At 72.5% G+C, this 4,771-nt stretch carries 5 protein-coding genes; 1 reads left to right on the forward strand and 4 read right to left on the reverse strand.

Annotated features, from left to right (window positions below; genetic code table 11):
• Positions 1-364, reverse strand: a 364-nt coding sequence (locus tag AB0J52_RS27735) for an amino acid permease (RefSeq protein ID WP_500185313.1), incomplete at its 3' end; no start/stop codon positions are given.
• 72 nt (positions 365-436) lie between these two features.
• Between AB0J52_RS27735 and AB0J52_RS27740 the strand changes: the two genes are divergently transcribed.
• Positions 437-1,522, forward strand: coding sequence for a GlxA family transcriptional regulator (locus tag AB0J52_RS27740; RefSeq protein WP_500185315.1), 1,086 nt, complete (start codon positions 437-439; stop codon positions 1,520-1,522).
• Between the two features lie 5 nt (positions 1,523-1,527).
• On the opposite strand, the gene AB0J52_RS27745 is transcribed toward AB0J52_RS27740, so the two are convergent.
• The 3 genes from AB0J52_RS27745 to AB0J52_RS27755 all read right to left on the reverse strand — a co-directional run bounded on the left by AB0J52_RS27745 (position 1,528) and on the right by AB0J52_RS27755 (position 4,587).
• Positions 1,528-2,346 carry a carbohydrate ABC transporter permease gene (locus AB0J52_RS27745; RefSeq protein ID WP_500185317.1) on the reverse strand — a complete coding sequence of 273 codons (819 nt, stop codon included), beginning with the start codon at positions 2,344-2,346 and terminating at the stop codon, positions 1,528-1,530.
• Between the two features lies 1 nt (position 2,347).
• On the reverse strand, positions 2,348-3,157 hold the full coding sequence (locus AB0J52_RS27750; protein WP_500185318.1) for a carbohydrate ABC transporter permease: 810 nt from the start codon (positions 3,155-3,157) through the stop codon (positions 2,348-2,350).
• Between the two features lie 131 nt (positions 3,158-3,288).
• On the reverse strand, positions 3,289-4,587 hold the full coding sequence (locus tag AB0J52_RS27755) for an ABC transporter substrate-binding protein (protein ID WP_500185320.1): 1,299 nt from the start codon (positions 4,585-4,587) through the stop codon (positions 3,289-3,291).
• Positions 4,588-4,771 lie beyond the last annotated feature (184 nt).

The following is a 4,771-nucleotide window of genomic DNA, read 5'->3' on the forward strand; positions in this document are numbered from 1 at the left end:
AGCACCAGCCGACCACGGCGGCGGCGCGCGGGCCGAAGGCGAGCCGGGCGTAGGTGGAGACGCCGCCCGCGTCGGGGTGGCGCGCGCCGAGCGCGGCGAAGGTCGCGGCGAGCGGGACCGACATCAGCACCAGCAGGGCCCAGGCGACCAGGGAGGCGGGTCCCGCCGCGCGGGCGGCGAGCGCGGGCAGCGCGATCACACCCGTGCCGAGGACCGCGCCGACGTACATCGCGGTCCCCTGCCCGAGGGTGAGCCGTCCGCCGGAGGTCCCGGCTGGGCCCGGGGCCGTTCCCGTCTCCTTCGCGCGGCGGGCGGCGCCCGCGTCCGCGCGCGCGCCGAGGGCGTTCGGTTCGGTGTTCTTCACGAGATCCAAGCCTCGGGCGGACGGGTCGGCGCGGCCAGGGAGGGATACGCCGTCCCGCGTAGAATTTCCGCCATGTCCGGACACGTCATCGGGCTGGCCGTGACGCCGGGAACGCCGGTGTTCGAGCTGGCCGTCCCCTGCGAGGTCTTCGGGATCGACCGCAGCGACCTGGCCGACCCCTGGTACGAGCTGCGGACGTACGCCGCCGAACGGGGGCCGCTGCCGTCCACCGGCGGCCTCAGCCTGTACGCCGGGCACCGCCTCGACGACCTGCCGGAGGCCGGCACGGTGGTGGTGGCGGCACTGTCCCGCGCCGCCCAGCTCTCGCCCCCGCCCGACCTGGTCGCGGCCGTCCGGGAGGCGCACCGCCGGGGCAGCCGCATCGTCGCGCTCTGCACCGGCACCTACATCCTGGCCGCCGCCGGGCTGCTGGACGGCCGCAGCGCGACGACGCACTGGATGAACGCCACCGACTTCGCGCACCGCTTCCCGGACGTCCGGCTCGACTCGGGGCCGCTCTACATCGACCACGGCGACGTGATCACCACGGCGGGCTCGGGGGCGGCGATCGACGTGTGCCTGCACCTGCTGCGGCAGGACCACGGCGCGGCCGTGGCGGCCGAGGTGGCGCGGCGGATGGTCGTCCCGCCGCACCGGGAGGGCGCCCAGCCGCAGATCGCCCGTCCGGCGGTGGGCGGCGACCGGGACGGCGACCTCGCGCCCGCTCTGGACTGGGCGGCCGAGCGCCTGCACCTGCCGCTGACCGTCGCGGAGCTCGCCCGGGCCGCGCACATGAGCGAGCGCACCCTGCTGCGCCGGTTCCGCGACGCGTTCGGCGTCCCGCCGCTGCAGTGGCTGCTCCAGCAGCGCGTCCGGCTCGCGCAGGAGCTGCTCGAGGCGACGGACCTGCCGGTCGAGGAGGTCGCCCGCCGGACCGGGTTCGGGAGCGCGGCCAACCTGCGCTACCACTTCGTCCGGGTGGCCGGGTTGTCGCCGCAGTCGTACCGGCACGTGTTCCGATACCGTCCGGCCGCGGCCGCGGCGGCGGCGGGCCAGGCGACGGTCGCGCTCCCCCGGCCCGAGCCCGCGCTCGCCGGCGCGGAGCCGCTCCCCCGACCCGACCCGGTCCCCCGGGCCAGTCTGGTCTCCCGGCGCTGACCCGGTCAGTCCACCGCGCCGAGGGTGATGCCCTCCACGATGTGCCGCTGCGCGGCGACCGCGACCAGCAGCACCGGGACGATCGCGATCAGCGACGCCGACATGATGAGGTTGTACTGCGTCTGCGTGGTCATCTGGGACTGGAACACCGCGAGCCCCTGCGAGATGACCTGCATCTTCGTGGTGTTCACGGCGATCAGCGGGAACAGGAAGTTGTTCCAGTTCTGCAGGAACAGGATGATCCCGAGCGCGGCCGTCGCGGGCCGCGCGAGCGGCGCGTACACCTGCCAGAAGATCCGCAGCTCGGACGCGCCGTCGATGCGGGCGGCCTCGCCGAGCTGGCGCGGCGCGCCCAGGAAGAACTGCCGGAACAGGAACGTGCCGAGCCCGGAGGCGATGTTCGGGACGACCAGCCCCTGGTAGGTGTTCAGCCAGTGCAGGTCGCCGAGGATCTGCGCCACCGGGACGATGATCGCGCTGAACGGGATCATCAGGCCGCTCAGCGCGACGGCGAACAGCAGGCGGCGGCCGGGGAAGTCGAACATCGCGAACGCGTAGCCCGCGAGCATCCCGGCGGCGAGCTGGCCGAGCGTCGCCAGGGCCGCGAACACGACCGTGTTGGCGAACCAGCGGGCGAACGGCGCCTTGCCCCACGCGGTCGGGATGTTCGACCAGTGCCACTCCGCCGGCCACAGCGGCGCGGCCGGGTTGATGATCTGCCCGTTGGACTTGACGGCGGTCAGCGCCATCCACACCAGGGGGAACATCACGATGAGCACGGCCAGGGCGAGCAGCGTGTAGACCGCCGCGCGGTGGGCCAGCATCCTAGGCACGGTCGTCCCTCCGGCCGAGCATCGCGATCTGCAGACCGGTGACCGCGAGCGAGATGAGGAACAGCAGCATCCCCATCGCGTCGGCGCGGCCCGCGTCGAACTTGGCGAAGCCCTCGTCGTACACGTAGTAGAGCGCGGTGCGGGTCGCGCCGCCCGGCCCGCCGCCGGTCAGCACGTAGATCTGGGTGAAGGTCTGGAGTCCGGTCAGCGTGGTGACGACCAGGATGAGCAGGGTGTTGCGGCGCAGCATGGGCCACTGCACGTGCCGGAACCGCTGCCAGCCGCCCGCGCCGTCCACGCTCGCCGCCTCCAGCACGTCCTGCGGGAGGGTCTTCAGCGCGGCGAGGTAGAGGATGACGTTCTGCCCGAAGAACTGCCAGGTGCCGAACAGGACCACCATCGCCAGCGCGGGCCCGGGCCGGGACATGAAGTCGACCTCGTCCATGCCGAGGCCGGACAGCAGCCGGTTCACCAGGCCGAACCGGGGCGCGAACAGGTTGGACCAGATCAGCGCGGTCGCGACGGCGGGCACCACGAGCGGGATGACGAACGGCGCGCGCAGCCTCCTCGCCCCCGGCACCCGCGCGTTCAGCAGCAGCGCCAGCACGAGCCCGAGGACCATCGTCGCCAGCACGAACGCGACGGTGTACTCGGCGGTGACGCCGAGGGCCCGGCCGCCGCCCTCGGCGAGCATGTCCCGGTAGTTGCGGAGGCCGACGAACCGCAGGGACGTGCCGAAGACGTTGCCCTTCTGCAGGCTGCGCCACCCGAGCATCACCAGCGGGACGATCGAGAACAGCACGGTCAGCAGGACCGTCGGCGCGACGAACAGGTACGCCAGTCCCCAGGTGCGCCGGCCGGCCCGGGACCGTCCGGAGGCACGGAAGCGCCCGGAGAGCCGGACGCGGCCGGCACTCCGGACGGCGACCCTGCTCAGCCCTGCTCCTTGAGCGCCTTGTCGGCCTTGCCGGCGGCGTTCGCGAGCGCCTGCTGCGCGGTCTGCTGCCCGCGCAGCGCCTTGCTGATCTCGGTGTAGAGCGCCTCGGACACCGCGTTGTACGCGGGGGTCATCGGACGCCCCTTGCCGAACTTCAACCCGTCGGCGAACGTCTGGTAGTACGGGTCCTTGGCGATGTGGTCCTTCAGCTCGGGCTGCTGGAGCTGGTCCGGCGCGGACGGCAGGCCGCCGTTCGCGGCGGCGAGGTGCGCGCCGACCTGCGGGGTCGCCAGGTACCGGATGAACTCCAGGCCCGCCCGCTCCTGCGCCTTGGAGGTCTTCAGCAGCGCCGCGACCTCCATCCCGACCGAGGTGGAGGGGCCCGCGTCGCCGCGCGGCAGCGGCGCGACGCCGAAGTCGAGCCCGGCCTTCTTGAAGGTGTCCACGGCCCACTGGCCGTCGGCCATCATCGAGACGGTGTGGCTGGCGAACGCGGGCGCGCCGTCGAAGCTGCCGGCCTGGGCGAAGCTGGTCGTCGGCGCCGCCTTGGCGGTCATCAGGTCGATCCAGGTCTGCAGCGCCTTGACGCCCTGCGGGGTGTTGAACGCCGACCGGGCGCCGTCCGGGGTGAGCAGGTCGCCGCCGTTGGCGCGCAGCAGCGGCATCCACGCGAAGGTGATCCACTCGGCCTCGCCGAGCGGGACGTAGTAGCCGAACCGCTTCTTGCCCGGGTTGGTGAGCTTCTTGGCGTCCTCGACGAGCTCGGCCCAGGTCGCGGGCGGGTTGGCGATGCCCGCTTCCTTGAAGTCCTTCTTGTTGTAGAACAGCACGATGTCGCCGACGCCGGAGCGCGCGAACCCGAGCTGCTTGCCCTTGTAGAACAGCGCGTCCTTGATGCCCGGGTAGAGATCGCTCGTCTGCTGCTTGAGGTCGCCGTCCAGCGGGATGAGCTTGCCGCTCTGGGCGATCTCCGGCAGGTCGGAGGCGTTCTGGGTGAGCAGGACGGTCGGCTGGGTGTTCGACTTGATCGCCGAGATGACCTTGGGGAGGTACTGGTCGGCGCTCGCGATGAACTGCCCCTTGGAGTGCAGGCCGGGGTGCGCCTTGGCGAAGTCGGCGTCGATCTGGCTGATCTGCTCCGGCGTCCAGCTCGTCGTCCAGTAGGTGAACGTGGCGGGACCGGGGCTGCCGTCGTCGGACGCGCCGTCGGATGATCCGCCGCCGCACGCGGCGGCGAGCAGAAGGGCGGCGACCGCGGCGGCGGGTCGCAGGATTCGGAGGGGCCGTTCAAGCATGGTGATCACTATCTAGTCGCCGCCCGGCAGCGTCAAGGTTCCCCGGGTGTGATCTCCCCTATTTTGGTAGGGAATCATCGAAGTACCGTGAAGCCCACCGTCACCGCCGTTCCGGACCGCCGCGCCGAGGCCGCGGTGATCCGGTGCGGGCCGGGGGGCAGCGCGCCGGTGACGAGCTCGTGGT

It is taken from the genome of Spirillospora sp. NPDC049652 (assembly GCF_040675125.1).
Taxonomy (GTDB): domain Bacteria; phylum Actinomycetota; class Actinomycetes; order Streptosporangiales; family Streptosporangiaceae; genus Spirillospora.

Coding starts and splice junctions, on each gene's coding strand:
- AB0J52_RS27755 (WP_500185320.1), bottom strand. CDS start 4,587: ATGCTTGAACGGCCCCTCCGAATCCTGCGACCCGCCGCCGCGGTCGCC.
- AB0J52_RS27740 (WP_500185315.1), top strand. CDS start 437: ATGTCCGGACACGTCATCGGGCTGGCCGTGACGCCGGGAACGCCGGTG.
- AB0J52_RS27745 (WP_500185317.1), bottom strand. CDS start 2,346: ATGCTGGCCCACCGCGCGGCGGTCTACACGCTGCTCGCCCTGGCCGTG.